The following is a 26,185-nucleotide window of genomic DNA, read 5'->3' as shown; positions in this document are numbered from 1 at the left end:
AATTTCCTGTATTTCGAACTAGAATTCGAAATACCGAACAACTCTAAGCGAACGGAAACCAAATGGCAAGCTCCAGCGGATCGCGCCGTCCGGCCGCCGCCGCGCCCGCGGCCGTCACGCCGCCGCGTGTCGGCGAGCAGATCCAACGGCTGCGCAGCGAGCGCAAGCTGACGCTCGACGATCTGTCGCGCGCCGCCGGCGTGTCCAAATCGATGCTCTCCGAAATCGAGCGCGACAAGGCAAATCCGACGATCGCCGTCGCGTGGCGCCTGACCAATGCCCTCGGCATCAGCCTCGACGAGCTGTTCGCGCAGCCGAAGGCGCCGGAGACGGTGCGCGTCGACGGCCCGCACGACATCCCGACGCTCGCCGGCCATGACGCGCAATATCAGCTGCGCGTATGGGGCCCGATCGAGTTGGCAGGCAAGTTCGAGTGGTACGAGCTTACGCTCGCCGCGCACGGCGCGCTGGTATCGAACGCGCACGAGCCGGGCACCCGCGAGCACGTGACGGTCCTGCACGGCACGGTCGAAGTAGAGGCGGCGGCCGTCGTCCGGCGCCTGAAGACGGGCGACACCGCGCGCTACGCGGCCGACGCGCCGCACGCGATCCGCAACGCGGGCAAGGGCGAGGCGAAAGCCCTGCTGATCGTGATCCATCGCTGACGCGGCATCCCGCCGGCAAAACAGCCAGTTGCGCGAACTACTGTATATTTGTACAGTATACGCAAAACAGGAGCCGCGATGACCGAACAGGATTTGGCCGCGCTCAGCTTCAAGGCTGCAGCGCACGATATGGAGACGATCGTCCGTCACATTGCCGCGCGCTATATCCGCCAGCATGTGCCGCTCACGTGGCGGCTCCTGCACGCGATAGAAGCCGAGGCGCTGGCGGATCTCGGCTTCGCGAGCCGGCACGACTCGCTGATGCGCTGCCTGTTCGAGCGGCCGCCGGAAATGCGCTTTCCCGAAACCGACGATCCGATCGACTTCGGTCAATCGAACGCGCTGCCCGCCGTGTTCTCGTTCGCGGTCGCGGCCTACGAGGCGGCCGCCGGCGCGCAGCCTAGAGCGCAGCCGGCCCGCAGCGCGCGCGTCGCGCGGGCGTGGGGTGGCTAGATGAACGGCCCGGGCGCCGGGCTTCACGTCCCGGCCGGCCGCACACGTCCGCGCGTGTCAGCCGATACCGAAGTCCGCCGCCATATCCGCGTCGGTCCGCGCGTCGAGCCGGCCGGTCCGGCATGCGTGGCGGAAGATCTCGTAGTCGCGCTCGACCTGGTCCGCGTAGGCCATCGCGTAGTTCGACAGCGCATCCGCCATCCGCTCGCTCCGGCCCAGATAGCCCGAAATCTGCGGCGCGCAGCCGCCCGCCTTCGCATGAGCGCGCGCCAGCGCCCAGCCGCAGAGCTGCGCGTAGTGGCGAAACGTGTCGCGATCGAACAGTTCGAGCTGCGCGGATATCTTCATGTCGCGCAGCTGCCGCCCGTAGATCGAACGGCCGAACGGGCCGCTGGTCCAGCCGAGAAAGGGATCGCTCGCGGCCTGCATCAGCCGCTGTCCGGCCACCACCCGGTGCCCTTGATGCTTCGGCCCGCGCCCCCTGAAGAACATCGACACCACCGATTGCGACGCCTCCTTGAACTGCAGGAACAGCGGGCCGTCCTGCGGATCGGTCAGCAGCAGGATCAGGCAGCGCGTGCCGACGCTGCCGACGCCGACCACTTTGAACGCCAGATCGTGCATGCGGAAATGGGACAGCAGCGCGGCCCGGTCGGGCGCGAGCGAGCCGAGATAATCGCGGTAAATCGGCTGGATCAGCGTCCGCCAGTCCCCGAGGCCCAGCCAGTCGTCTTCCGGGCCGAACAGCGTGGTCTTGCCGAACACATGGAACACCGCGGGCGGCGTATCGCGAATCCGCCACGTGCCGCGCTCCATCGACGCGAGCTTCGGCAGCACCGTTTCATGCGTCCGGCGCGACGCCCGCTCGATGCCGCGCTGAATGCGTTCGCGCAAGCGTCCCGACGTGACCGATTCGGCCATCCGGTCGAACGTGATCCGCTCGTACCAGAGGTCGAGCACGCCCATCCGCGCATATTCGTCGATCCGGTACTGATAGGTTCGCACCGCCCGATGCACCAGTTCGGCGGCGAAAACGTCGCCATGCCCCAGGTGTCGCGCGGCAATCGCGAAACTCGCGACCAGTCGCTTCAGGTCCCACTCCCATGGGCCGGGCGCGGTTTCGTCGAAGTCGTTCAGGTCGAACAGCAGTGCGCGCTCCGGCGTCGCGAAACCGCCGAAGTTCATCAGGTGGGCGTCGCCGCAGATCTGGAAATGCAGCCCGCTGTTCGGCGTGCCCGCGAGATCGTGCGCCTGAATGATCGCGCTGCCGCGAAAGAAAGTGAACGGAGAGGCCAGCATCCGGCCGTAGCGCAATGGCACCAGCGCGGCCACCCGGCCGGCGCTGCTGCGCTCGAGCAAGGCAAGCGGATCGCGCTCGGTCGAGCCAGGGTGCGCATGCGTGCGCCGCGGCGCGTCCGAGCGCGCCGCACGGCCCTCGGTGCGCCGTTCCGCCACGGTCTCCGTATGTTTCATGTCCGCCTCCCGGGGCCCGCGAAGTCCCGGTGGAATCGATCGGCGCGCGCCTGAAAATCGCCGCCCACATCGATCGGTTGCGAGAGCCGGGCAAACGGTACGGCAACGCCCGCGCGCCCGAAGGGATACCGCCTCAGCGCGTTGAGCATACGAAAAGGGTCAGGCGAAGTAAATGCGGTGCTTCGAACATGCCTGACTTCGCACTTTATCGAATCGTAGCGACACGCTATGATTGAATGCAACTAACGGAAATATCAACATGTCGACGCCCACCCCTTCGACGCCTCATGCACCCGCCAATGCCGGCGATCTGTTCGACCGACATCCAACGGACTGGATCGCTCAGCCGGAGTCCGCCTTCGATGCGTGGCTCGCCACTCAGCAGTTTCGCCGATCGTCCGCCGAAGTCTACCGAGCGCAATGGGGCGCTTTTCTCGCCTGGCTCGGCGAACGGCAGAAAAATCTGGCGACGGTCGACACCGCATCGATTGCGCTGTTCGTCGGCGAGCTGCCTATCAAGAAAACACAGCGGGTTCGCTATTTGCGATTGATCGAGCGCGTGCTCGATCATATCCGGCGAAGCGAACTCGGGTCGACCAATCCCGCCCGCTTCATTGCTCAGGATGGCGAAGCAAGCTGGCGCAGCGCCCGCGACAACGAACCCACCGGCTTTCTCGCGCCCGCCGAACGGGCCGCGCTGCTCGCCTACTTGTTTTCACCGCTGCCGAGTGCCGGCGCGGCGCACTGGAAAGAACGCAGGGACCGTGCGTTGATTGCGACGTTTCTCGGCGGCGGCCTCAAAACCGGCGAAGCGCGTGGACTAACAATTAGTTGCGTAAAACCGGCAACAACCACGCTGACGATTCCGTCGTCGCATCCCGATTTCACGCGTGAAACGCATCTGGCTTCGTTCGCAATCGCACTGCTGGATGCCTGGCTGGCCGAGCGCCGCCGCTGCGACATCCCCGGCGATCTGGTGTTCCCATCGTCGCTCGCGGGCCGGCCGATGCACAAGGCAACGATGTTGCGGGCGGTCGACGCGATCATCGATGCCGCCGATATTGCGTCATCGCGCACTGCGCGCGCCAGCCCGCAAACGCTGCGCAATACGTTCGCCGCCGAGCTGTTTGAAAATGGGGTCGCGCCGGAACGAGTAGGGCGATGGCTCGGGTTCATGCAGCCGGTGTCGTCGAACCGATTGCATCGCGCATGGAAAAACTGGCAGGAGGGGCTGGAAAACACGCCCCCCGTGTCGATCGAGAGCGCGCCCGGCGTGCCAGGGCAGGCTTGAATTCAATGCTTCTCGCATCCTGAAAAAGCTCACCTTTGGGCTCCCGATTACCCTCACCTGTGACCGCATCGGGATAGATGCGCGTCAGTGGCGGGCGAAGTACGCCGCGGCCTCGAAACGTGATGACCGGGAGCCAGACGCGTGTTCACATTCAGGGCACTGCAGCTCGTATCCCTCGTCCGTGTGCGACAGTTCCGGTTCGCCCTCGCCGCATCGCGGGCAGTGCGCAGGCAAAATCACGTGGGCATCGAGCGATGTACCGATTGCATCGAATGCCGCGGCATCGAGCTGTCCGGTGTCGGCAAGCCGCGTGATCAGGGCGGCCAGTTCCGGCGTCATCCTTTGATTCGATCGCAACGCATCCGCTTCGCGGCTGACAGCGGCCAGCTCGTCGCTCTGTTCGCGCAGCTGTTGATCCAACCGATCCGCCCGCGCCTTCGCGGTGCTCAGTTGCTGAAGAAAATCGAATTCCTTGCGGTTCACATCTCGAAGGCCAGCCTGATAGGTCGATGCCATGCTCCGCAACGAATCCAGTTCGACCAGCATCGGCTTGACGCGGCGTTCTGCTTCGGCGATCGCGTCCTTGATCTGCTGCGCGTAGTGCTCGGTGCTTTGCCGCAGTTCGCCATGGAGTGCGTCAATGCGATCACGAAGCGTTGCGTTCTGACCCTGTTCGGCCTCCAAGCGCTGATTGAGTAGTGCATTCTCGCTTTCCAGCCGGTGGATCAGCCCCTGCAGTGAACTTTGGTGGGCGGTATCCTGGCCGGAAGCGGACGCCACCTGAATCTCGGCCGCGGTCAACCGGCTCTGCAGCAATTCGGCCCGGGCATCGCTTCGGGCGAGCGCGGCTTCGAGCGTTTCCTGACGAATCAGCGCATCGCGCTGTTTTTGCCCGGCCGAGGCGATTTCCTCTGCGGCCTGCCGCCGTTCGTCATCGAGGCTTTGTCTCGCGTGAGTCAAGGCTTCTTCATAGAGCGCACCAAGCAGGGATCCCGCCTTTTCTTCCAGTGCCTTGGGAATTGCCGCACCGTCGAGCCTGACTTTGGATGCCGCTCGAATGCGTTCCCAGAAATGGTCGATGTCCTTGGGGATATCGCTGGCGCTACCGGTCTGAGTCAGATCTCGGACGTTCGCCGCAGATGGCCGGATTCCCAAATCGAAGAACAGGCGTTTGCAGGCATGCAGCGAGAGATCTTGTCGGCGGGCGCCGGCTGTGCGCAGTGCGTCGAGTTCGTCGCGGATGGTTTGGCGGATTTCGTCGAGAGTCATCACAGGCCTTGAAGATCAATTCGTATCAATCATAACGAATTACGTTTCTCCTGATACTTTTTTCGAGGGTGCGTTGTGCATTGTGCGACACAGTCGGCTTTTGCGTCAGGATGAACGTCTTCAATGAGACTGATGTCCGGTATCCGTGAAACAAATCGAAGAATCAAGGGTAAGTGATTGTCTCATAAGGATTTTTGTTGGGAGGTGAAAAAAGCGGGGTTGTTTCACATGCTGATGGGGGGAGGTGTGAGGGGTGCTGTGGAAAACTCTTCGGGGGATTCTTGAGAGTATTAGATGTAAACACCTTTGAACCCTTAGTTAAAAACGTTAACGCCACAGCAAACCCTTTACCAGCAAGGGATTCCGGCTGCCAAGGTGAAGCTTTGCGGGATACATGGTGATCTCTTGCGGGAGCCGAAGTGATGGGGTTCAGGGACGACCGTGAGCCGATGCGGGAAAGATCGTGAGCGGATTCGGGATCGGCCCGCACAGTCGATTCGACATAAGGTGAGATTTTTCGGGGACACAGCGGCGGTGAACCCGCGCCAGACGGAAATCTTCCCGATAGGCTCGAAACAGGCACAGGTGAGGTTTTTCGGGAGCCCTGTGATAGACCGATTCTGCCTTTCTTTTAGGCAATTCAGGGGTATCGGTGAGATTTCTCGGGATTCCAGCACTAATTGCTGTGAGGATATTCGGGAAAGCAAGCCTGTCCTGGCTGTCCGCGAGGCTGCCCTGGACCCAAAGGTGAGGCTTTTCGGGACTCCAGCACAGGCTTCGATGCTCGCTCGCGGCCATAGGTGAGATTTTTCGGGACTATCGGAGCCGTAGCGACACCGGTCGCCGGAATATCCCTCAGGTGAGCTTTTTCGGGAGCCTAAAGGTGCCCAAAATTTGGCCAAAGTGAGATTTTTCGGGAAAAGTGAGCATCTACTTGCTCTGAAAGGCCCGTAAACGCTGGATGGTGAGGGCGCGTTCGTAATCGAAAAATCGGCAAAGGTGAAGTTTTTCGGGAGCTATCCTCGGCTGTGCCGACACAGGCGAGAGAGCCGACAGGTGAGGTAATCCGGGACGAAGGGGCTTCCGACGAAAGATCAGGTTCGAGACTTAAGTGCCCGACTCCATTGGGTTTTTTGAAACCGACGCGGTAACGGTGAGACTTTTCGGGGGCGGCAAAACCGGCGTTATCGCAGCATCGAATCGGGCAAAGGTGAGGGTTTACAGGAGTGGCTTTGCGCCAATCGCCCGTGTGCCAGTCCTGTGAGGCTATTTCCACTTCGCTTCCTGGAATCCAATAGGTGAGGTTTTTCGGGAGATGACCATGAATGGCCTGATTCCGCCTGTGCAAGCACGGGCGACCCGGCGCCTGAAACGCCCGCTAACCCTTGCTGGAAGGGGCTTGGCTCGGCGGACGAGTACACCGGAGGGGGAGATGAGCGGGAGCGTTCCCGATCCGGCTGTGCGACTCAAACCGGGCCGGGATCGCATCGATTGCGTCGGGGAGCGATTTGCTCAAAAAATAATCACCCTTGGACGAGGTCGCAAAAAGCGCCCTGGGAGACGCTTTTGTCGTCGCGATCTCACGACAAAAATTTAGGGTGAGGCGATACGGGAGACGATGCGCCGGGTATTGCACAGCCGCGCGCACAGTCATATCCTGCGGGCCCCACAGCCAGAAAGGTGAGTCGGGAATCGGCGTTTTTTTGACCGGTGAGCTTTTCCGGGATATCGATCGGGTGAGTCGCGATTCTTCGTCGGGCTTCACCGGCTATGGTGAGCATGTCGTTATAGACGTGCATCACCACAGACGCTATGCTTCCGGGAACTTCTCCTCCGACCCGAAGCATGGCAACGAAGCGCGCCAAGAAAACCGATGTGGATGTGGTGAGTGCCAGCTCAGCGGAATTGCGCAAGGCCGTCGAGGCGATCGCGATTCAGCCGAAGAACGGCAAGATCACCCTTCTGACCCGCAAGCTGTTCAACGTGCTGCTTGCGGTTGCGCAGCAGGCCGACGATTCCGGCGACACCTATCGCGCGCTGCTGTCGGATATCGTGGCCAACTCGGCGTTCGATTCCAACGATACCGCGCTCGTCAAGGAGCACTTGAGGCGAATGGTCTCGGTGCAGGTCGAATGGAGCACGGGCACGTCGAGCCAGAAGCCGGGGCGGAAATGGGGGATCTCCACCCTGATCGCCGATGCGGAAATTCTGGAAGATCCAGCCACGCGACGTGTCTGGGTCGAATTCTCTTTTGCACCCAAGATCAAGAAGAAGCTGCTGGATCCGGTCCAGTACGCGCGCCTGAGCCTGCAGTTTCAAAGCCAGCTGCGCAGTAGCGCGGGTCTCGCGCTGTACGAGATCTGCGTGCGCTATCTGACCAATCCGAGCCACCTGACCATGCGCGAGCCTTGGGAATGGTGGCGTCCGATCCTGTCGGGCACGCCCGACACCGAAGCCGGCGATGAAGCGAAGCGCGAGTACAAGTATTTCAAGCGAGACTATCTGCGGCCCGCGATCGCCGAAGTGAATGCGGTGACGAACATCTTCGTCGAGTTGATCGAGCATCGGGAAGGGCGCCGGGTCGCCGAGATCCAGTTCCGCGTCTCGGAGCGCAAGCAGCCCATGCTCGCGCTCGACGAGCATCCGAACGTGTTCGACAGCACGCTGGTCGACCGGATGGTGAAGATCGGCATCCCGCTGAAGGAAGCGCAAACGCTTTATGCGGACAGCGAGGAAAACCGCATTCGCGCGGCACTGCAGATGACGGAGCAGCGTATGCGCAGCACCACGCTGCCGCCCGTGCGCAGCGCGCCGGCGCTGTTCAAGGACGCGCTCAAGAAGGGCTATGCGCCGCCTGTCGACTCGCTCGAGGCGCTGCCCGGCGCGGCCGCCGGCGGCAAGGCCGCAGCGGCCGCGGGTGCCGGCCAGCCGGATGACCTCAAGGCCCGCTTGCGAGGCGAATACGACGCGTATCGGCGCAAGGAGGCGAAGGCGCTATACGACGAGCAGGGTGACGCCGAGCGGGAAGTGGCCCGCGAATCGTTCGAGGAAGAGGCGCTGCCCGCGTTGGGTTCGCATCTGCGTGACGACTGGCGTCGTCGCGGCCTGGAGTCGAAGCTGACGGAGACGGCCTTCTTCGACTGGCTCGCACAAAAGACCTGGGGCGAACCCACCGACGGCGATCTGCTCGCCTTTACGCTGAGCCAGTCCAGGGCCGCTTGAGCCGCCGCCGGTGCCGGCCCGGGTTCATCCTTCTTCGCAAGTCAGCACGACGGTTGATACAGAATCGGGGCCCCTTGGGGCCCCGATTGCTTTGGGTCAGTCGGACAACAGCATCCGTTCGAGCTGCTGCAGTATTTCGTCGCGCTTTTCTCGCGTCAGACCTCGCAGACGCAACTCAAGCCGATCTTCCCCGTATGACTTCAGATCGCCGACCGATACGCCGTCCAGCTTGATCTCGTGGCGCTGCGCATAACGCTGCCGGCCGGCGGGTTTCGCGTTCTCCGCCGCGGTAGCCCTGCCCTTCACGATGTCGGCGACCTGGCGGGTGCTGAGATCATCGGACAGGATCTTGTTGATCAGGCGCAGCGTGGCGTCGGTTCCCCGAGCCGCGTGATAGCGGCCGACCTGGTAGGCCATGTTCGAGCCGAAGCGGTCCGGGCGCGCGACCATCTCCTGCATGACGGCTTCCGGCACCTTGCCGATCGAGAGTGCAACGGCGACCGTCGACTCGTCCAGACCGAGATGTTCGGCCAGCTCCTTTTGGTTCTGGAAATACTTGTCCTCGAGAAAGCGTTTCCAGACCACCGCGTTGTCGAAGACCGTTTGCGAATCGCGCTGGACATTCAAGTCGTAGCCGAGCTTGTAGCTCTGAAGCCCGATCGGCAGATCGATGACGATCGCCTTCACCGAATCCTTGTTCGCTTCCTTCAATGCGCGGACGCGGCGGCCGCCGTCGCTGACAAAGTAGGTGCCGGGGCTGTCGTAGTCGGGAATGACGTGGATCGCCTGTTGTTGCCCCTGCTTGGCAAGGTTGACAGCCAGCTCCGCGATCGACGACTTCAGGTAGAAGTGGCGCGGATTGAACGGACTCGGTTTGATCGCCTTGAGCGGCAATTCGATCACCTGGCCGGCCTGATAGCGATTTTCGACACGCCAGGTGTGGTACTGGCTCGACTCGTCGACGTGTTCGGTCGGAGGCGTCTCGACAATCGTGATCGGGATATCTTTTTTCGACGACTTCGTAGATGCCGGCGCGGCCGCGTCGGATTTGACGATGCCGTCGATTGCATTGAGGCGATCGAGCGCGGTTCGCTTCTCGCTCGTGGTGATATCGGGGCGCGCCTGGAAGCCTTTGGCGAATTGTGAGGGTTTCATTCAGGGTCCTTTATGCGCATAAAGTCAGGGCAGCATCGCGACGATTTCGTCGGCACATGCACGGATTTCCGCTGCCGCGAGCTTGGCACCGCGGTCGTTCATCTGCAGGACGGTTTGGCCAAGCGCCATCGCCTGCTTGTAGGCCTCGCGTGTGGGAATTTGCGTCTTGAGGAGCGGGAAGCCCAGTTCCTCCAACGCACGCTTCAACTCACGCGTGAGCATCCGCTTCTCTTCCGTTTTGTTGAGCAGGAACACCGCACGAAGGTCTTCGTTCATCACCTGCGCTTGCTGGATCAATTTCACGAGACCCACGCTCGACCAATAATCGGCAGGCGACGACGACGTCGGAATGACCGCAACCGTGGCCGCCAGCAGGACGACGCCAGAGACTTTTTCGGTAATCGACGGCGGGCAGTCCACGACGATGATGTCGTAGTCGTTGATGAACTTCTTGATCTCGCGGTGGATTTGGCCGCCGGCTTCGGCCAGATTGACGACGGGGAAAGGGATGCCGGCTTCGCTATCGGCGGAAGCGCTGGACCAGTGAACGAGGGTGTTTTGACCGTCGGCGTCGATCACCAGAACGCGCCGACCTTTTTCGTGAAATGCGGCGCCGAGATGCATGGCAATCGTGCTCTTACCCACGCCGCCCTTCTGTTGAGTGACTGCAATGATTTCCGCTGCCAATTTTCACTCCTGTTTTGATCGTAGGAATTTTACAGGACGATCTTTTTATTTCAATGAATTTGTGGTGAACCGACTATGGATTAGCCGATCGGCGGATGGTTTATGCGCATAAAGCGAGCGCGGTACGCGCATGCTTGTGGTTGCGAGGCAGTTCACCCTCGGCATGACGTGACGGCGACTGTTAATGAGTGATGTGGAAGATCAAGATGCGAGGAGATCGGCGCAACGCAATGCTGCCGAGCGCCAGCGGGTCTTTATGCGCATAAACCCGCCAAAGTAAGGACGTGGCTGCGATCCTTTGCGGTGCGCGTCGACTCGTCTGGTGGCGCCGAGCCCTCATGTCCATGGGCCGAACAGCGTCACCTCTCCAACCCCCTTTCATGGCGCGATCGCTACAATACCCTGATTGTTGACCTCTCCATCCCCGATCCCGAGACAGATGATCACGATCTATCACAACCCCCGCTGCTCGAAATCCCGCGAAACCTTGGCTTTGGTCGAGGCGCTGAATCATGCGGGCGAGCCGCTTGATATTGTCGAGTATCTGAAGCAGCCGCCTACGGCCGAGCAATTGCAGGCACTGCATCGGCAACTCGGCCGCCCTCTACGCGACATGCTTCGTGACGGCGAAGCACCGTTCGACGCGCTCGGCCTGGCTGCCGCCGAAACAACGGACGCTCAGCTATACGAAGCGATCGCCGCGCACCCGATCCTGTTGCAGCGACCGATCGTCGTCTACCGGGACCGGGCGGCGATCGGGCGCCCGCCTGAGGCTATCAAATCCTTATTCGAGTAAATTTTCCACGAAGAAATATTGGAAATAGTGCGGGTCGATGCTTTCCTGCCTCGATCCGTCCATTCTCCCGGGTCTCGCCCCGCGGTCCGCCTGTGCGTCCATCCCGCTTGCCGGGCCGCGAGCATCCGCCGAATCCGCTCGCGCGGCCCGGGTGCCGGATCTCACCCCGCCAGAGGTTTCCGTGTTGCCTGTCTCGATCCCTACCCCGTGGTCCCCGCACGACTCGCAACTGATCGTCGCCTGCCTGATCGGTCTCGCTGCGATCATCGTTCTCATCAGCGCGCTGAAGCTTGCGCCGTTCCTGTCGATCCTGGTCGGGACGTTCGCGGCCGGATTTGCCGCGGGTCTGCCGCTGGAGCACATCGCCGGTGCCTTCAGCAAGGGCGCGGGGGCATTGCTGGGCGACGTCGGCATCATCATCGCGCTCGGCGCGATGCTCGGGGCGCTGATGGCCGATTCCGGCGCCGCGGACCGGCTGGCGAGCACGATCCTCGACCACGCCAGCCCCCGCACGCTGCCGTGGCTGATGACCCTCGTCGCCCTAATCATCGGTCTGCCGCTGTTCTTCGAGGTCGGGCTCGTGATGATGGTGCCGATCATCTTCGTGATGGCGCGCCGCGCGCAGCAGCCGATCATGCGCATCGCGATTCCCGCGCTTGCCGGCATGACCACGCTGCACGCGCTGCTGCCGCCGCATCCCGGTCCGTTGATCGCCGTGAGCGCGCTGCACGCCGATCTCGGCCTCACGATCGGTCTCGGCATGATCGTGGCCCTGCCGGCCGTCGTGCTGGCGGGGCCCGTCTACGGTTCGTGGCTCGCGAAGCGGATGCCGGTCGAGGAACCGGCCGACATGGGTCAGGTGTTCGCGTCGAAAACGCCCGATGATGCGTTGCCCGGCTTCGCGATCTCGCTCGCGACCATTCTCCTGCCCGCGGTCCTGATGCTCGGGCGGACCATCGCGAAGCTGTGGCTCGCGCCGCATACGACGGCTTACGACACGCTCGACTTTCTCGGTGAGCCGCTGATCGCGCTGGGCCTCACCGTGCTGTTCGCGATCGTCGTGCTGGGCTGGGGGCGCGGCATGGCGCGCGACCGGGTCGGCGCCATCCTGCGCAAGAGCCTGCCGCCGATCGCGGCGCTGCTGCTGACGATCGGCGCGGGCGGTGGCCTCAAGCAGACGCTCGTGATGGCCGGCATCAGCGGCACGATCGGCAAGATCGCGCTCGGCGCGCACGTGCCGCTGATCCTGCTCGCATGGCTGATCGCGGTGGCGCTGCGGCAGGCGACGGGTTCGGCGACCGTCGCGACCACCACCACGGCCGGCATCGTGGCGCCGCTCGTCGCCGGCCTCAGCCCGACGCACAATTCGTTGCTCGCCCTGGCGATCGGCGCGGGCTCGGTGTTCTTCTGCCATGTCAACGACGCGGGCTTCTGGATGGTGCGCGAATATTTCGGCCTGAACCTGAAGCAGACCGTGATGACATGGTCGGTCCTGCAGACGATCGTGTCGGTGGTCGGCCTGGCATTGACCCTGACGCTCTGGAGCATCCTGCTCTGATTGCGCGGCCGCGTTGGGGCCGTCGCGACGAAACCATTGCGCATCGCGCGTTTGAGCGGCTGTCGCAGTCCCCGGCTTCGGTATCGCGCGCTCGGCGGAGGCACAGGCGATGGGCCGACGTGGCGACGCGGCCATTGCAAGGCCATCCGAGCGGGTGCCGTCCGTCAGCCCTCCCTGCTCGGGATGACCGACCGCCGCGGGCGATACATCGTTCAGCGCGCCCCGGCCGCCGCCTTATTCCTTCAATCCGCTTTCCCTGCCGCTTGCCACGCGTCCCGCGCCGCGCAACAGCCGGATCTGCCGGCGATAGTTCCGGCAGCCGCTGCAGGTCGGCAGATGCACGTGCACCTGCAGCCGCTCGCGTGTCGTGAGCGCGCGGTCCAGCGCGTCCGACAGCAGGCGCGTGATGTCCTTACATTTCCCCGGTAGCATCTTCGGTCGTCAGGCCCTTTTCGGTGAGGCAGGTGCGCAGGCGCGTCCGCGCACGGTATAGCAGCACGCTGCAATGATTGGCGGTCATCGCCAGCTCGATACAGATGTCGTCGATTTCGAAATCGAGAAATTCTCGCATCATGAACACCCGGCCGATCTGTTCGGGCAGATGATCGAGGCACGCATCGAACAGCATCCAGAACTGCCGCTGCTGCAACAGGGTCTCCGGCTTCGGCCACGGCCGCGGCTTCGCGTACGGGGTCCAGTGGCCGTTGTCCTTGAACAGTTCGCGGTCGAGCAGCGACTCGCCGTCAAGCTCGGCCTCGAGCGCCGACACGTTGATGGTCCGTCGCCGCGCCCGCATCGTGTCGACCAGCTTGTTGCGCAGGATGCCGAACACCCATGTCTTGTGGCCCGACAGCCCCTCGAAGCGGTCGGCCTGGGTCCAGGCGGCCGCGAGCGCGTCCTGGACGGCGTCCTCCGCCGCGTCGGCGTCGCGCAGCTGCAAGCGCGCGAAGCGCAGCAGATCGTGGCGGAGTTGCGCGAGATAGACGGGATCGTCGTACGCGGCGCGCGTGTGCGGCATCGAAGGCTGTCCTCTGTTCCTGTTCATGCAGCCCGCGCGGACCCGTCGCGCGGACAAAGCGCAAGATTACCCGCGCGACGCCGCCTCGCGCAAACGCGGCCGGCGAATCGATCCGGCGCCGGCCGTCGGCATCGCGCGGGTTTCAAACAGTACGCTATGCTGACCGCGAATGCGCCGCAGGCCCGGTTTTCGACATCGAAGGGACACGGAAGCGACATCTCGCCGACATGGATGTAACGAGCACGCATGTTTTCGAAGTTATCCACAGATTCTGTGGAAAACTTTGTGGAAAGTCGGCCTCAATCGCCCGTGCAGAAGGACTCAAGCTGGCCTGCTTACAAATGGGCCGTTACCGTCCGATCGTGAATGAATTCAGTGAATTGCCTACCCTGGAGAAGGAGAATCCTATGACTTATCACATCGCAGTGGTCGTCGGCAGCCTGCGGCGCGAATCGACCAACCGGGTGCTCGCGCATGCCGTGATGTCGCTCGCGCCGGACGATTTCACCTTCGAGTTCGTCGAGATCGGCGCGTTGCCGCTGTACAGCCAGGACTACGACGCCGACTTTCCGGAGCCCGCGCGACGTTTCAAACAGCAGATCGAAGCGGCGCACGCGCTGTTGTTCGTGACCCCCGAATACAACCGCTCGATGCCGGGCGTGCTGAAGAACGCGCTCGACTGGGGGTCGCGCCCGTGGGGCAGCAATTCGTGGGCCGGCAAGCCGGGCGCCGTGCTGGGCACGTCGCCCGGCGCGACCGGCACGGCGCTCTCGCAGCAGCATCTGCGCAACGTCCTGGCCTACCTCGACGTCGCGACGCTCGCGCAGCCCGAGATGTTCATCCGGCACGATGCGTCGCGGATCGACGCGCAGGGCAACATCGTCAACGACGATACGCGCAAGTTCCTGCAGAGCTTCGTCGAACGCTACGCCGGCTGGGTGCGCCGCAACGCGGCCGTCTGAGCGGCGCGGCGGGCGGGCCCACGGGACGCCGCCCTTCGCATCGGGGAAACGCGTACCCGTCGGGGCGGGGGGCGGCATCGGCCGCCGCCGGTTCCCCGCGAAGATGGCCGCCGGGGCCTCGGGTCGGGCGAACCGCGCTCGGCCGCCCCTTGCAGGCAGTCCGGAGGACATCCCATCGGAGGCCCGCCGGCAGCGCGTTTTCGCCAGCCCGTTCGTTGGCCGCGTGAAATCCGGGCGAACCGCGCTAGACGCCGGGCCGGGTCAGGCGTTCGTCGCGCGCGAGCTGGATGGTTTGCAGCAAGTCGTCGAGGAGCCCGATGTCGAACGGCTTCGACAGCACGCGCGCGTCGACGCGGCGCGTGCGGTCGAGCTCCTCCGCGTAGCCCGTGACCAGGATCACCGGCAGCTTGACCGGCCCCCGCTGCACCGTTTCGGCAAGGTCGATGCCGTTCAGCTTGCCCGGCATGTGAATGTCGGAGATCACCAGGTCGAACGAACCGGGCGCCGCCGGATCGCCGCCCGCTTCGTGCAGCAGCCGCAGCGCGTCGTCGGCGTTCGACGCGTACGTCACTTGATGGCCGAGCAGCTGCAGCAGCGCCTCGGTGCCGGCCGCTACTTCCCCGTTGTCTTCCACCAGCAGGATATGCAGGCCTTCGCGCTGCGGCTTGGCCGACGGTTTGCCGGCGGCGTCGTGCGCCGTCGCTGGCGGGCCGTCGCCGACGCGTGCGCGCGGCAGGTAAAGCCTGACCGAGGTCCCCGCGCCCACCGCGCTGTCGATCGTCGCGAGGCCGCCCGAGCGCTCGCAGAACGCGAACACCTGCGGCAGGCCCAGTCCGGTCCCCATGCCTTTTGCCTTGGTCGTGAAGAGCGGCTCGAACGCGCGCGCCAGCACGTCGGGCGCCATGCCCGCGCCGGTGTCGTCGAGCGCGAGCTGCACGAAATCGCCCGTCAGCGGGAAACCGTCTTCGCGCCGGAACGTCAGGTTGTGCGCGCGGATCGTGAAGCGGCCGCCTTGCGGCATCGCGTCACGCGCATTCACGGCCAGGTTGATGACGGCGAGCTCGAGTTCCGCGACGTCGACGCGGATCGGCCACAGGTCCGCCGAGGTTTCGACCAGGAACGACGATTTCGAGCCGAGCGAGGTCTTGAGCAGTTCGCGGCATGCGCTCAGCCATTGCGCGACGTCGATCGTTTCGCTGCGCAGCGGCTGCTTGCGCGCGACGCCAAGCAACTGGCGCGTCAGCGACTGGCCGTTCTTGAGCGCGCGCTCGATCGCGGCAAGCTCCGTGTCGAGATGCTGGATGCCGCGCCGGCGGGCGATCTGCACGTTGCTGGAGATGATCATCAGCAGGTTGTTGAAGTCGTGCGCGACGCTGCCGACCAGATTGCCGAGCGCTTCCATCTTGCGCGATTGCCGGTACGCGGATTCGATCGAGCGCCGCATCGACGCCTCGGCCTGCCAGCGCTCCCACGCCTCCTCTTCCGCCCGCAGGCGCTTGAGCGACAGCCAGATCACGCACCACAGCGCCACCGACGGCGCGAACATCGAGACGAACAGCACGCTCAGGTGCTCGTACCACTCGCGCCAGATCGCCGACGTCCGGTACGCGCACGATACGAAGACCGGATAGCTGCCGACCCGCCGGTACGCGATGATCTCGCTGCCGCCGTCGCGGGTCACGCGCACGACGCCCGCGCGGCGGTCGCCTTGCGCGGCCGACCCGTCGTCGAACGGCGCGGCGCGCTCCGCCTGCGCGGCCTGGCGGGTCACGATGCTGCCGGGCGACGCCGGATAGAATGCGAGCACCGCACCGTCGGTGCGCGCGAGGGCCATCGTCATCGGCGTGCTGGCGCCGCCGAGCAGGTCGCGATAGAACGCGCTGAAGTAGGACGACTTGAGCGCGATCGACACCATCCCGGCGAACGTGCCGTCGCTGTGCCGCCGCGCGACCCCGGTGTTGAATACCGGCGTGCCGTCGAGCCGCAGCGGACCGGGCATCACGCGCGAGATGTGCTCGATCACCTGACCGTCGCGGATGCCGACGAAATCGTCGCGGTTGGCGATCGACGCGTAAGGCGCCGGATAATAAAGGCTGTTGGCGAGCAATTTGCCGCTCGCGCCGAAGATCGACACCGACGCGACCTGCGGATAGCCGCCGCCGATCGTGTTGAGCGCATCGTGGATATCGGCCTCGGCATTGCGCACGGCCGTGTCGTCGAGATCCTGCACCAGGTCGACGATACGCGCATCGAGCGTTTCGCTGAGGTCGAATACCTTCAGCGCATGCTCTTCGGCGACGCGCGCGGTACGCATCGTCACGTCGCGCGCGGTGGCCTCGCGGGCGCGAAGGTCGCTGTAAGCCATCACCGCCACGTAGATGCACGGCAGCACGATCGCGGCCGCGAGCAGGACGATCAGGGTGACGCGCCGTACCGCGAAATCGTGCTCCGGCGCGCCGGACGGAAACGGCGCGCCTTCCTGCCAGTCGGGATCGGCGGACATGGAACGGGAAGCGTCGGGCCGTTCGGGCGTCATGGGCGTGGGGCGGAAAGCAATAGGACCGGATGCCATCATAAACGAGTTGCCGCACCGCTCCGGCGGGCGCGGCGCCTGCCCGGCAGCGGATTCTGAGGCGATTCGGGCGGCGCCGCGCAAACAGCGACGAATTCAAAAGCGCAAACGTAATCAAAAGAATAATTTGCGTGCTTATCGCAAAAATAATCCGAGGCATTCCCGGATTCGAATCCGGGGCAATCAATTCTGTTCGAAAGCAGAAAAATGGCGAGTTGCAACGCCGGGTGTTTACTCCGAGAATCGCGCTTCGCTTTCCTTCGCAGCGAGCGCGCCCGTGATGCCCGGGCGCAGCGGGGAGCCGGCGCAGGGTCCGGGCGGGCGTGCTCGGGGTGCCGCAGCCGCGCCGCGGGGGTGCCGCAGCCGCGCCGCGTGTGCCTCCGCGCGCGCGAGGCGCGTCGTCTTTCGCGTGATCTTTTTGCGCTGCGTCTAAAGAAGCGCGGCGAGCCGTCGTTAACGCGAGACAGACAACTCCGTTTACCGCCACGCCGCCATGCCTTTGCCGATTGTGATTGCCGACGATTCCCTGCTTGCGCGCAAGCTGTTGACGAAGGCATTGCCGGGGGATTGGGATGTCGACGTTGCATATGCATCGAACGGCCATGAGGCGCTGGCGTTGTATCGCGACGGCAAGGCTTCCGTGATGTTTCTCGATCTCACCATGCCTGACATGAGCGGCTATCAGGTGCTGGAGACGCTGCGTCACGAAGATCTCAACACCTTCGTGATCGTCGTCTCCGCCGATATCCAGCCGATGGCGCAGGCCCGTGTGCGCGAGTTGGGCGCGGTGGCGTTCATCGCCAAGCCCGTCACCTCGGAGGCACTGTTGCCCATTCTCAAGGAGTATGGGTTGTATGCCTGACACGCTGTTGACGGAGGAGCAACGCGACGCGTTGCAGGAGATCGCCAATCTCGCGATGGGCCGGGCCGCCGCGCGTCTTGCGCTGCTGCTCGGCACCTTCATCGAACTGTCGGTGCCGCGCGTGCGCGTCGTCAAGGCGGGCGACGCGGGTCGCACGCTGCGCGACATGACGGGGATCCACGAGAACGTCACGGCGGTGCGCCAGGGCTTCCGGTCGGACATCAAGGGCGAAGCGCTGGTGCTGTGTCGCAGCGCGGGCGTCGGACAGCTGGTGTCGCTCGTCGACAGCGCGTATACGGACAGCGAATGCGAGACGATCTCGCAGGCCGAACTGGTGTTCGACGTCGCCAACGTGCTGATGGGCGCATGCGTGTCGTCGATCCTCGACGAGCTGGGCCGCACGCCGGTGTTTTCCCCTCCCGGGCTGCTGGGCGCCGACATCGCGCTCGACGACGTGTTCCAGCCGGCCGTGCTGGCCTGGAATCTCGCGCTGCTGCTCGAAGTGAACTTCGGGATCGAGGACGACAGTTTTCGGGCCCATTTCGTGATGCTGATGGCGGAGGATTCGATCCGTCAGATAAGCGACGCCCTCGATTCCTTGCTGTCAAGCTTATGAACGCTATCCCCTCTTCGCTGAGCGACCTCGTGATCGAGCGGGTCAGCTTCGGCATTTTCGTGCTCGACCGGGACATGAAAGTGCTCATGTGGAACCGGTTCATGCACGACCACAGCGGCGTCGCCGCCGAGGACGTGATCGGACGGCGGCTCTTCGATTGCTTCCCGGAACTGCCGCGCACCTGGCTGTCGCGCAAGCTCGAGAGCGTGTTTCAACTGGGCAGCTTCGCGTTCAGCTCGTGGGAACAGCGTCCGTACCTGTTCCGCTTCGATCATGACCGGCCGATCACGGGCGGCGTCGACTTCATGCAGCAGGACTGCACGTTCATGCCGATCATCCGCGGGCGCGAGGTGGAAGCCGTGTGCGTGACGATCTCCGACGTCACGCATGTCAGCGTGATGCAGCGCGAGCGCGAGGAGGCGGTCGCGAAGCTGCAGGAGTATGCGAATCGCGACGGGCTGACGGGCATCGCCAACCGGCGCTTCTTCGAAGCGCGCCTGCGCGACGAATTCGCGCGCTGGCAGCGTTACGGCGGCAGCCTGTCGGTGCTGCTGTTCGATCTCGACCATTTCAAGGCGATCAACGACCGCTTCGGCCATGTGGTCGGCGACAACGTGCTGCGCGTGATGGCGCGCCGGGTCGCGGACGTGGTGCGCTCGCAGGATACGTTCGGACGCTTCGGCGGCGAGGAGTTCGCGCTGCTGCTGCCGTGCACCGGGCTCGACGAGGCGATGCACGTCGCCGAGAAGATCCGCCAGACGATCGGCAGCACGCCGATCGAGGCGGAGGGCGTGCGCGTGCCGGTGACGGCGAGCGTCGGCGGGGCGGCCGCGCATGCGGGCGCGGGTACCTACGAGGTGCTGATCAACGAAGCCGATGCCGCGCTGTATCGCGCGAAACGGCAGGGGCGCAACTGCTCGGTCGCGTTCGGCTGACACGTCGCGCCGCACGCTCGCGAGGGCGGCGCAACGGCGGCGGCGCGACGGGCGGGCGCGATTCGCCGTGATGCGGCTATGCGGGGCTGCGTGCGATTTCCGCGAGCAGGTTCGCCAGCGTGCCCGGTTGCGACAGGAATGGCGAATGGCTGCTGTCCAGCAGATGCAGGCGGGTGCGATTGTCGGGGGCCAGCGCGTCGGCCTCGTCGACGAAGCGCTGCTGCAGCGCGGGCAGCAGTACGCGGTCCTGCAGGCACTTGATGTAGTGACGGTCGATCGATCCCCAGCGTTCGCGGGTCGTCGCGATCGGCGTCGCGAACGGGGCGGCGGGCACGTCGCACGTCAGCAGGTTGGCGGCCGCTTCGAAGTCCGCCTCGCTCACGTCGTCGTAGAGCGCGCGCTTCATGCTCGCCCGGTAGTCCGGATCGCCGCTGCGCGGATCCATCCGCAGCGCGCCCGCCGCGCGAGGGCTCGCCAGCATCAGCGGCGCGAGCATTTCACCCTTGTTTTCCGGCGCGCGGACGTACTCGAGCCCCGCGACGCCCGATCCCGGCATGAAGGCGGCGAGGTAGACGAGCTTCGCGACCTTCTCGGGCGCGCGCTCTGCCGCCGCCGTGATCGCGATGCCGCCCATGCTGTGCCCGACCAGCACGACCTTGTCGTGGCCCAGCGCGCGCATCTGGTCGATCGTGTGCAGCACGTGCTCCGCGTAGGCGTCGAGCGTGGTGTCCGCGACCGGCGACGGTTCGCTCGCGAAGGCGGCCGCGTCGAGCGGGCGCGTCAGGAACGACGCCGGAAAGCGCGCGTTGACGCCGTGCGCGGGCAGGTCGCGGGCGATCGACGCATGGCCTCGGGCGGCCAGGGCGGGCAGCACGCGCTCGTAGCACCACGCGCCGTGCCAGGCGCCGTGCACGAGCACGAAAGGCAGGGCGGGCGTCGCGGCGTCGCCGCGGCCGGCAGAGGAGGTCTCGCGCGGTTCGATGGGCAAATCGTGTCTCCGTGGGTCGGTGGATGGTCGGGATGAGCCTGCGCCATCTTAGAGAGGAAACGGCCCGGCCCCAAGCGCGGGGTGCGAGGCCCGGGTCGAGCGCCCCGCGATTACGACGGCGCGCCGCGCGGCGAACGGATATGCCGCGTTCACGGCAAGGTGCGGTCCGCGAGAGAAAATGGAACCGGATCCATCGAGGTGTATCGTGCAAGCGACAGCTCGAACGGGTCCGATTCTATTTATCGCTCGCTCAAGGTAACTTGTTGCTTTCGCCCTCGATCGCGCCCCATGAACCTCGACTATCTGTTCTATCTGCGCCCCGCGAAACCCGGCCCCTATACGCTCGACGATCTGGGCGAGGTGCCCGAGCCGATCGGCGCGAGCGATGCCGTTCGCGAGCGGATCGGCCGGCTCTTTTCGCGGATCGACTGGCACGAATCCGATAGCGTGCCGGGCGCGTGGTTCGGCTCCGGCGGCCCGAATCCGGTGTTCCAGTTCACGGTCGACGCGGACGGCCAGGTGTCGAGCTTCATGGGCTCCCGCCTGGAGCGGCGGCAGATGCTGCAACTGGCCCGCGCGATGTCCCTCATCGCGCTCGAACTGCAGGGCGACGTGGTGTTCGCCTGACGCGCCGCGGCCCGGCCCGGCGGGCGAATCCGGCGGCAACGGGTCATAAAGATTGCTATACTTTCGGCCAATTCCGGCTTCCCGCCGGTAATTTGTGCCTGTCTGCGGCTATCGTTCGCATATCTCGCACGCATTTACCATCCCCAGCCGGGCATGGCTTCTTCAATCGCCCGTGAGGGCGCCCTAACGGAGCTCGTCTTGGCCGTCTCACATCCCGTCGTGGACGATACTGAAACCGACGCCGCTGCCGTCACATCGGGCAGCTCTTTCTATCTCGCGATGCGCATCCTGCCGGCTGCGCAGCGCGACGCGATGTACCAGGTCTACGCGTTTTGCCGCGCGGTCGACGACATCGCCGACGAAGGCGGGCCGCGCGTCGAGCGCGCTGCCGGCCTCGAGCGCTGGCGCGCCGACATCGACGCCTGCTTCGACGGTTCGCCGCGCGCGTCGCTCGCGGCGCTGACGCGCGAGATCCGCACCTTCAATCTGCAGCGCGACGATTTCCACGCGATGATCGACGGCATGGCGATGGACGCCGCCGAAGACATCTGCGCGCCGGACGAAGCAACCCTCGATCTGTACTGCGACCGGGTCGCCAGTTCGGCGGGCCGTCTGTCGGTGAGGATATTCGGGATGCAGGAGGCGGCGGGCCGCGAACTCGCGCACCATCTCGGCCGCGCGCTGCAACTGACCAACATCCTGCGCGACATCGACGACGATGCGGCGATCCATCGCTGCTATCTGCCGCGCGAACTGCTCGAACGCGAAGGCATCGCGATCGCCGATCCGCTGACGATCGCGCGCGATCCGGCGCTGCCGCGCGTTTGCGCGACGCTCGCCGAGCGGGCGCTGCAGCACTTCGCGCAAGCCGACGCGGTGATGGACGGCGCCCCGCGCGCGCAGGTCCGTGCACCGCGCATCATGTCGGGCGCCTACCGATGCATCCTCGAAGCGGCGCTCGCGCGCGGCTTCGCCCCGCCGCGCGCGAAGCTGCGCAAGCCGCGTGCGAAGCTGCTGCTGATCGTCGCGCGCTACGCGCTGTTCTGATCCGATGCCGAAAACCGTTCACGTGATCGGCGCGGGGCTCGCGGGCCTCGCGTCCGCCGTCCATCTGCAGCGACGCGGGTTTCGCGTGGTGCTGCATGAAGCCGCCGCGCAGGCGGGGGGACGGTGCCGTTCGTATTTCGACCGGGCGCTCAATGCGACGGTCGACAGCGGCAATCACCTGGTCTGGTCGGGGCAGCGCGCGACGCTCCATTACCTCCGCACGATCGGCGCGGCCGATCAACTGGTCGGCCCGGCGCTGCCCGAATGCCATTTCGCCGATCTCGCATCGCAGGAGCGCTGGCTGCTGCGTCTCAGCTCCGGCCCGGTGCCCACCTGGATCTTCGATGCAGGGCAGCGCGTGCCGGGCACGGCGGCGTCCGATTACCTGTCGCTCGTGCCGCTGCTGTTCGCGCGCACGGGCCGCACGATGGCGCAGACGATGCGCTGCGACGGCGTGCTGTGGGAACGCTTCCTGCGGCTGTTCTTCCTCACCGCGCTGAATGTCGAGCCGCGCCACGCGAGCGCCGAGCTGGCCGCCGCCGTTGCGCGCGACACGCTGTTCGCGGGCGGTCAGGCTTGCCGGCCGCTCGTGGCGCGCAACGGGCTCGGCAGCGCATTCGTCGATCCGGCGCTGCGGCTGCTGCAGCATGACGGCGCGACGATCCGGCTCGGCGCCGAGGTGCGCGAGCTGGCGTTCGACGGCAGCGGCGCGCGCCTCGACGCGCTGGTGTTCGACGGCGAACGCGTCGCGCTGGAAGCGGGCGACGCGGTAGTGCTCGCCGTGCCGCCGCGCGCGGCGCGCGCGCTGCTGCCGGGGCTCGTCGCGCCCGATGCGTTCGGCGCGACGCTCACCGCGCAGTTCGCGGTCGAGCGCCCCGCAGGCCTTGCGCCCGTCACGGCGCTGGTCGGCGGCGTCGCCGACTGGCTGTTCGCGTTCGACGGGCGGCTGTCCGTCTCGGTGCGCGATGCCGGGCATCTGCTCGATACGCCGCACGACACGCTGGCCGAGACGCTGTGGCGGGACGCCGCGCGCGCCGCCGGGCTGCCGGCGCAACGGCTGCCCGCGTGGCAGCTGTCGGCCGAGCGGGAGGCGGGTTTCGCCGCGGTGCCCGAGCAGGAAATGAAACGATCCGGCACGCGGACGCGCTGGCCGAACCTTGTGCTCGCGGGCGACTGGATTGCCACCGGCCGGCCCGCGACCATCGAGGGCGCGATCCGCTCCGGCCAGCAGGCCGCCGATGCGCTCCACACACAATAAGAGAGGGACCGATGAACGATCTCAGCGATATGCAAACGCTCCATGCCGCCGATGCGGCACACGCTCCCGCCGCGCTCGAAGCCGCGGTGACCCGCGCGACCGACGCGCTGCTTGCCGCGCAGAACGCGGACGGCCACTGGGTCTACGAACTCGAGGCGGATTCGACGATTCCCGCCGAATACGTGCTGCTGGTCCATTACCTCGGCGAGACGCCGAATCTCGACCTGGAACAGAAGATCGCGCGCTATCTGCGCCGGATCCAGCAGGCGGACGGCGGCTGGCCGCTGTTCACCGACGGCGCGCCGAACATCAGCGCGAGCGTGAAGGCGTACTTCGCGCTGAAGGTGATCGGCGACGACGAGAACGCCGAGCACATGCAGCGCGCGCGCCGCGCGATCCACGCGATGGGCGGCGCGGAGATGTCGAACGTGTTCACGCGGATCCAGCTGGCGCTGTACGGCGTGGTGCCGTGGCACGCGGTGCCGATGATGCCGGTCGAAATCATGCTGCTGCCGCAGTGGTTCCCGTTCCATTTGTCGAAGGTGTCGTACTGGGCGCGCACCGTGATCGTGCCGCTGCTCGTGCTCAACGCGAAGCGGCCGGTCGCGAAGAATCCGCGCGGGGTGCGGATCGACGAGCTGTTCAGAAGCGCGCCGGTGAACACCGGTCTGCTGCCGAAGCAGCCGCACCAGCACGCGGGCTGGTTCGCATTCTTCCGCGCGGTCGACGGCGTGCTGCGCATGACCGACGGCCTGTTCCCGCATTACACGCGCGAGCGGGCGATCAACCGCGCGGTGGCGTTCGTCGACGAGCGCCTGAACGGCGAGGACGGCCTCGGCGCGATCTATCCGGCGATGGCGAACTCGGTGATGATGTACGCGGCGCTCGGCTATCCGGAAAGCCACCCGAACCGCGCGACCGCGCGCCGTTCGATCGAGAAGCTGCTGGTGGTCGGCGAGGACGAGGCGTATTGCCAGCCGTGCCTGTCGCCCGTCTGGGACACGTCGCTGGCCGCGCATGCGCTGCTCGAGACGGCCGATCCGCGCGCGGAGGAAGCGGCGATTCGCGGGCTGCGCTGGCTGCGTCCGCTGCAGATCCTCGACGTGCGCGGCGACTGGATCTCGCGCCGGCCGAACGTGCGTCCCGGCGGCTGGGCGTTCCAGTACGCGAACCCGCATTACCCGGACGTCGACGACACCGCCGTGGTCGCGATGGCGATGGACCGCGCGGCGAAGCTCACGCAATCGAACGACGACAGCGAGGCGATTGCCCGGGCGCGCGAATGGGTGGTCGGCATGCAGAGCAGCGACGGCGGCTGGGGCGCGTTCGAGCCCGAAAACACTCAGTACTACCTGAACAACATTCCGTTCTCCGATCACGGCGCGCTGCTCGATCCGCCGACGGCCGACGTATCGGGCCGCTGCCTGTCGATGCTCGCGCAACTGGGCGAGACGCCCGCGACGAGCGAGCCCGCCCGCCGCGCGCTCGACTACATGCTGAAGGAACAGGAGCCGGACGGCAGCTGGTACGGCCGCTGGGGGATGAACTACGTGTACGGCACCTGGACCGCGCTCTGCTCGCTCAACGCGGCGGGGCTGGGTCACGACGATCCGCGCGTGAAGCGCGGCGCGCAGTGGCTGCTGTCGATCCAGAACCAGGACGGCGGCTGGGGCGAGGACGGCGACAGCTACAAGCTCGACTATCGCGGCTACGAGCAGGCGCCGAGCACGGCGTCGCAGACCGCATGGGCGCTGCTCGGCCTGATGGCGGCGGGCGAGGTCGACCATCCCGCGGTCGCGCGCGGCGTCGAGTACCTGATCGCGCGGCAGAACGACGAAGGCCTGTGGGACGAGACCCGCTTCACCGCGACGGGTTTCCCGCGCGTGTTCTACCTGCGCTACCACGGCTATCGCAAGTTTTTCCCGCTGTGGGCGATCGCGCGCTACCGCAACCTGAAGCGGGCGAACACGAAACACGTGACGGTCGGGATCTGAGCGCGCCATGACCCAGGGTGCCGCAGCGCCGGTGATCGCCGTCACCGGCATGGCTTTCGAGGCGCGGATCGCGCGCGGCAAGGGCGTCGAAGCCGTTTTCGCGGCGCGGGCCGACCGGCTCGAACGCGCGTTGAGCGCCGCGCTCGCGCGCGGCTGCTCGGGCATCGTCAGCTTCGGCACGGCGGGCGGCCTCGCGCCGGATCTGGCGCCCGGCACGCTGGTGATCGCCGATGCGATCGACGGGCCGTTCGGCATCGTGGCGACCGACCCGGCGTGGAGCGGGCGGCTCGTCGCCTCGCTGGCCGATACGCCGGTGCTGGCCCGCACCCGCCGCGGCACGCTGGCGGCGGTCGGCGCCGCCGTGGTCGGCGCGCAGGAGAAGGCGTCGCTGCACCAGGCCAAGGCGGCGCTTGCGGTCGACATGGAGTCGCATATCGCGGGCGCCTTCGCGGCGGCGCGCGGCGTGCCGTTCGCGGTGTGCCGGGCGATCGTCGACCCGGCGTGGCGCACGCTGCCGCGCGCGGCGATGGCCGGCCTGCGCGACGACGGCAGCACGGCGATCCTGCCGATTCTGCGCGAATTGCTGAAGGAGCCGGGCCAGCTCGGCCCGCTGCTGCAGGTGGCCGCCGACGCGCGGGCGGCGCGCGCGACGCTCGTTCAGGCACGGCACGCGTTCGAACGGTCGGGCGCGCTGCGGGTGGTCTGAGCTTTCGCTGGCCGCCGGTGCGGCCGCCATC

At 65.7% G+C, this 26,185-nt stretch carries 23 protein-coding genes; 15 read left to right on the top strand and 8 right to left on the bottom strand.

The window, feature by feature from the left end; genetic code table 11:
- The first annotated feature begins 62 nt into the window (after positions 1-62).
- Both RZR99_RS07880 and RZR99_RS07875 read left to right on the top strand, forming a co-directional pair.
- Positions 63-665, top strand: coding sequence for a helix-turn-helix domain-containing protein (locus RZR99_RS07880; RefSeq protein ID WP_323119186.1), 603 nt, complete (start codon positions 63-65; stop codon positions 663-665).
- 78 nt (positions 666-743) lie between these two features.
- Positions 744-1,118, top strand: a complete 375-nt coding sequence (locus RZR99_RS07875; RefSeq protein ID WP_323119185.1) for a DUF2471 family protein — start codon at positions 744-746, stop codon at positions 1,116-1,118.
- 57 nt (positions 1,119-1,175) lie between these two features.
- On the opposite strand, the gene RZR99_RS07870 is transcribed toward RZR99_RS07875, so the two are convergent.
- Entirely contained in the window at positions 1,176-2,591 is a 1,416-nt protein-coding gene (locus tag RZR99_RS07870; RefSeq protein WP_323119184.1) for a DUF2252 domain-containing protein, read from the bottom strand.
- Between the two features lie 259 nt (positions 2,592-2,850).
- Here RZR99_RS07870 and RZR99_RS07865 point away from each other — a divergent pair, with 259 nt between their 5' ends.
- A complete protein-coding gene (locus RZR99_RS07865) occupies positions 2,851-3,882 on the top strand; it encodes a tyrosine-type recombinase/integrase (RefSeq protein ID WP_323119183.1) in 1,032 nt (343 codons plus the stop codon).
- Positions 3,883-3,966: 84 nt separating this feature from the next.
- On the opposite strand, the gene RZR99_RS07860 is transcribed toward RZR99_RS07865, so the two are convergent.
- Positions 3,967-5,151, bottom strand: a complete 1,185-nt coding sequence (locus RZR99_RS07860; RefSeq protein WP_323119182.1) for a DNA-binding protein — start codon at positions 5,149-5,151, stop codon at positions 3,967-3,969.
- 1,845 nt (positions 5,152-6,996) lie between these two features.
- Here RZR99_RS07860 and RZR99_RS07855 point away from each other — a divergent pair.
- A complete protein-coding gene (locus RZR99_RS07855; protein ID WP_323119181.1) occupies positions 6,997-8,373 on the top strand; it encodes a replication initiation protein in 1,377 nt (458 codons plus the stop codon).
- Between the two features lie 96 nt (positions 8,374-8,469).
- On the opposite strand, the gene RZR99_RS07850 is transcribed toward RZR99_RS07855, so the two are convergent.
- Both RZR99_RS07850 and parA read right to left on the bottom strand, forming a co-directional pair.
- Entirely contained in the window at positions 8,470-9,528 is a 1,059-nt protein-coding gene (locus RZR99_RS07850; RefSeq protein WP_323119180.1) for a ParB/RepB/Spo0J family partition protein, read from the bottom strand.
- A 24-nt stretch (positions 9,529-9,552) separates the two neighbouring features.
- Positions 9,553-10,215 (bottom strand): ParA family partition ATPase, encoded by a 663-nt coding sequence (gene parA, locus RZR99_RS07845; RefSeq protein WP_323119179.1) that lies wholly within the window; start codon positions 10,213-10,215, stop codon positions 9,553-9,555.
- A gap of 439 nt (positions 10,216-10,654) precedes the next feature.
- Between parA and arsC the strand changes: the two genes are divergently transcribed.
- Together arsC and RZR99_RS07835 are read left to right on the top strand one after the other, a co-directional pair.
- Positions 10,655-11,011, top strand: coding sequence for an arsenate reductase (glutaredoxin) (gene arsC, locus RZR99_RS07840; protein ID WP_323119178.1), 357 nt, complete (start codon positions 10,655-10,657; stop codon positions 11,009-11,011).
- A 184-nt stretch (positions 11,012-11,195) separates the two neighbouring features.
- Positions 11,196-12,569, top strand: a complete 1,374-nt coding sequence (locus tag RZR99_RS07835; RefSeq protein WP_323119208.1) for a GntT/GntP/DsdX family permease — start codon at positions 11,196-11,198, stop codon at positions 12,567-12,569.
- Between the two features lie 234 nt (positions 12,570-12,803).
- On the opposite strand, the gene RZR99_RS07830 is transcribed toward RZR99_RS07835, so the two are convergent.
- Together RZR99_RS07830 and RZR99_RS07825 are read right to left on the bottom strand one after the other, a co-directional pair.
- A complete protein-coding gene (locus RZR99_RS07830) occupies positions 12,804-13,001 on the bottom strand; it encodes a zf-HC2 domain-containing protein (RefSeq protein ID WP_323119177.1) in 198 nt (65 codons plus the stop codon).
- A complete protein-coding gene (locus tag RZR99_RS07825) occupies positions 12,982-13,587 on the bottom strand; it encodes an RNA polymerase factor sigma-70 (RefSeq protein ID WP_323119176.1) in 606 nt (201 codons plus the stop codon). The genes RZR99_RS07830 and RZR99_RS07825 overlap by 20 nt, the downstream gene beginning before the upstream one ends.
- Before the next feature lie 407 nt (positions 13,588-13,994).
- Between RZR99_RS07825 and RZR99_RS07820 the strand changes: the two genes are divergently transcribed.
- Positions 13,995-14,549: an NADPH-dependent FMN reductase gene (locus RZR99_RS07820; protein WP_323119175.1), complete on the top strand. Its 555-nt coding sequence runs from the start codon at positions 13,995-13,997 to the stop codon at positions 14,547-14,549.
- 244 nt (positions 14,550-14,793) lie between these two features.
- Here RZR99_RS07820 and RZR99_RS07815 read toward each other — a convergent pair whose 3' ends face one another.
- Positions 14,794-17,085, bottom strand: a complete 2,292-nt coding sequence (locus RZR99_RS07815; protein ID WP_323119174.1) for a hybrid sensor histidine kinase/response regulator — start codon at positions 17,083-17,085, stop codon at positions 14,794-14,796.
- A 529-nt stretch (positions 17,086-17,614) separates the two neighbouring features.
- Between RZR99_RS07815 and RZR99_RS07810 the strand changes: the two genes are divergently transcribed.
- Genes RZR99_RS07810 through RZR99_RS07800 form a run of 3 tightly spaced genes read left to right on the top strand, consistent with a single transcriptional unit; the run spans position 17,615 to position 19,534 of the window.
- Positions 17,615-17,983 carry a response regulator gene (locus RZR99_RS07810; protein ID WP_323119173.1) on the top strand — a complete coding sequence of 123 codons (369 nt, stop codon included), beginning with the start codon at positions 17,615-17,617 and terminating at the stop codon, positions 17,981-17,983.
- Positions 17,976-18,599, top strand: a complete 624-nt coding sequence (locus tag RZR99_RS07805) for a chemotaxis protein CheC (RefSeq protein ID WP_323119172.1) — start codon at positions 17,976-17,978, stop codon at positions 18,597-18,599. Before RZR99_RS07810 ends, RZR99_RS07805 begins: the two co-directional genes overlap by 8 nt.
- Positions 18,596-19,534: a GGDEF domain-containing protein gene (locus RZR99_RS07800; protein ID WP_323119171.1), complete on the top strand. Its 939-nt coding sequence runs from the start codon at positions 18,596-18,598 to the stop codon at positions 19,532-19,534. Before RZR99_RS07805 ends, RZR99_RS07800 begins: the two co-directional genes overlap by 4 nt.
- 76 nt (positions 19,535-19,610) lie before the next feature.
- Here RZR99_RS07800 and RZR99_RS07795 read toward each other — a convergent pair whose 3' ends face one another.
- On the bottom strand, positions 19,611-20,522 hold the full coding sequence (locus RZR99_RS07795) for an alpha/beta fold hydrolase (RefSeq protein ID WP_323119170.1): 912 nt from the start codon (positions 20,520-20,522) through the stop codon (positions 19,611-19,613).
- 288 nt (positions 20,523-20,810) lie between these two features.
- Between RZR99_RS07795 and RZR99_RS07790 the strand changes: the two genes are divergently transcribed.
- The 5 genes from RZR99_RS07790 to RZR99_RS07770 all read left to right on the top strand — a co-directional run bounded on the left by RZR99_RS07790 (position 20,811) and on the right by RZR99_RS07770 (position 26,154).
- On the top strand, positions 20,811-21,149 hold the full coding sequence (locus RZR99_RS07790; protein ID WP_323119169.1) for a hypothetical protein: 339 nt from the start codon (positions 20,811-20,813) through the stop codon (positions 21,147-21,149).
- A gap of 198 nt (positions 21,150-21,347) precedes the next feature.
- Positions 21,348-22,196, top strand: a complete 849-nt coding sequence (gene hpnD, locus RZR99_RS07785) for a presqualene diphosphate synthase HpnD (protein WP_323119168.1) — start codon at positions 21,348-21,350, stop codon at positions 22,194-22,196.
- 4 nt (positions 22,197-22,200) lie between these two features.
- The gene (gene hpnE, locus RZR99_RS07780) at positions 22,201-23,454 is read left to right on the top strand and encodes a hydroxysqualene dehydroxylase HpnE (protein WP_323119167.1); all 1,254 of its coding nucleotides are present in this window, start codon (positions 22,201-22,203) and stop codon (positions 23,452-23,454) included.
- 11 nt (positions 23,455-23,465) lie between these two features.
- Positions 23,466-25,448: a squalene--hopene cyclase gene (gene shc, locus RZR99_RS07775; RefSeq protein WP_323119166.1), complete on the top strand. Its 1,983-nt coding sequence runs from the start codon at positions 23,466-23,468 to the stop codon at positions 25,446-25,448.
- A gap of 7 nt (positions 25,449-25,455) precedes the next feature.
- A complete protein-coding gene (locus RZR99_RS07770) occupies positions 25,456-26,154 on the top strand; it encodes a phosphorylase (RefSeq protein WP_323119165.1) in 699 nt (232 codons plus the stop codon).
- The last annotated feature ends 31 nt before the right edge of the window (positions 26,155-26,185 follow it).

It is taken from the genome of Burkholderia alba (assembly GCF_034721475.1).
Taxonomy (GTDB): domain Bacteria; phylum Pseudomonadota; class Gammaproteobacteria; order Burkholderiales; family Burkholderiaceae; genus Burkholderia; species Burkholderia alba.
Note: the sequence above shows the minus strand (reverse complement) of the source record. Positions and strands in the feature narration are given on the sequence as shown.